Here is a 1,896-nt window from a genome sequence, read left to right on the forward strand (position 1 = left end):
CCGGCATCCTGCGTGAGCTCGCAAGCAGCGTCGCCGCTCTCCCCAAGGACGACATCGCGCATCGCGAGCAACTCGCAGACGCGCTCGACGAATTGCGGCGGGCGCTGCGAACGCCCTGAAGGCTACTTCGCCTTCGCCTGCATCGGCTTCGGGGCCGGCACGGCCGCCCATTCCTTGTCGGCGCGCGGCCCGTTGAGATCGCCGGTCAGGCCGACGAGCTGGCCGGGCAGCACATCGAGGGTCTGCTGCCAGGTCTGGGTCTGGCACAGGAACTTGATCAGGCAGCCCTTGAGCTTGAGGCGGTCGGGAGATTCGCGCCACAGCGAGACCGAATAGAACTTGCCGTCCTCCGCATTGTAGATGTCGCCGGCAAAACGCCCCTCGGGTGTCGCCTGCAGGCCCATGATGAGCTGGTGGCCGAGCAGCGGGCGGGCGCGCTTGTCCGCATCGGGATTTTCCTTGTCGCGGTAGGGCTGGCCGCGCTTGTCGGCCGGCTCCTTCATCCAGACGATGAAGCCGCAGATGCGCTCGCGCGACGGACCGCAGCGTTCGAGCCGGATGCGGGCGCGGCCGTCCTCGACCAGCCAGGTGCCGCTGGGATCGTTGGGCGCGGCAGCGCCGGCGCGRCCGCCGATGATCATCATCGCGACGGTGATCGCGACGCGCAGCACGAAGCGGAGAAAAAAGTTCATCTGCGATGCCTCTTTTTCTTTGCGCGGGTTGCCGCGTCAGTTCAGTTGCGCCATCAGCGCGTCGGCGCCCTTGTCGAGGCCGGCGGTGGCGGCCGCGAGCGCGCCGACGCTGGCCTTGATGTCGTAGGCAGCAGGGTATTGCTTGGTGACGTAGGCAGAGAGCAGGCGCGAGGTGGCGGCATCGAAGATCTCGACGCCATAGACGACCGAGCCGGTCATCGTCCCCTCGCCGTCGCGCGCGGCCTGCACGCCGTTGTAGACGGCACCGGCGAGGTCGAAGCGCGAGAGCGTGCCGAGCACCGGCGTGTTGGTGACGGCGCCGGTGAGCGTCAGCCTGATCCGCAACGTGTTCGGTCCGCGCTCGCGCACCATCGCGAAGCGGCCGCGCAGCCGCTCGGCGAAGGAATTCTGCATGTAGGCGGCGAGCGTCGCCTTGTCCCTGTCGGACATGTCGCCGAACTGATGATCCTTGCCGCGGTAGAGCACGACGGGATCGAGGATCACTTTATTATATGCGCGCCAGTCGACCGGCGTGGAATAGCGGTAGGGCACACGGCCGGAGGCGTCCGCCCTGTTCGGGGCCATGTAGGCCGAGGACGCCATCTCCGAATAGGGCACGGGCGCGACCGAGGCGCAGCCGGCTGCGGCCGCGCAAAGCACCAGCGTTCCCAGACCGCGCAAGGCGATCGAGCGATCCATTCCAGACTCCTCTAGCGGCTTTCTGCAAAGGCGATGGGGACCGCAGCCGCGTTTTGGGACCAGACGCGGCTGCGGCGCTCACCATTGCCGGCCCAAGGCATCGTCCGGGGCCATTTCAGACACCTTGGGCCGTCTCAGTGCCTCCACTTATAAAACCGACCAGTTGGTTTGTAAAGTAAGGAAATGAGGACCCGGCACATTTGGCCGCAGGCGCGGTTTTGGGCAGCGTCCGGTTGGAGCTCGTTAACGAGGAATCAGGCGCGCTTGCGCGCCGCGCCAGCCTTCGCCGCGGATGCCCCGCCGGCTCTTGCGGCGCGGGCCTTGGCCGGCTTTTCGAGCGGGCGCCATTGATCGTCATCGAGCAGACGCGCGAACAGCCGCTGGTGCTCGTCCTCGCCAAGCGGCGACATGCCGAACAGCGAGCTCAACAAAAGTCCCCGCGCCGCTGCCCAGCGCAACAGCGCGAGCTCGGGATCAGCGGCCTCCGCCTTGATGGCCTCCACCC

2 protein-coding genes and 1 pseudogene are annotated in these 1,896 nt (G+C 67.2%); all 3 read right to left on the reverse strand.

The window, feature by feature from the left end:
- Positions 1–122: 122 nt before the first annotated feature.
- Positions 123–692 (reverse strand): DUF2147 domain-containing protein, encoded by a 570-nt coding sequence (locus AC1D00_RS39140; RefSeq protein WP_404551117.1) that lies wholly within the window; start codon positions 690–692, stop codon positions 123–125.
- A gap of 36 nt (positions 693–728) precedes the next feature.
- The gene (locus tag AC1D00_RS39145) at positions 729–1,391 is read right to left on the reverse strand and encodes a DUF3313 domain-containing protein (protein WP_477014362.1); all 663 of its coding nucleotides are present in this window, start codon (positions 1,389–1,391) and stop codon (positions 729–731) included.
- Between the two features lie 254 nt (positions 1,392–1,645).
- A pseudogene (locus AC1D00_RS39150) lies at positions 1,646–1,896 on the reverse strand (TetR/AcrR family transcriptional regulator); the annotation flags it as partial.

This window comes from Bradyrhizobium sp. P2_E8, from assembly GCF_056403875.1.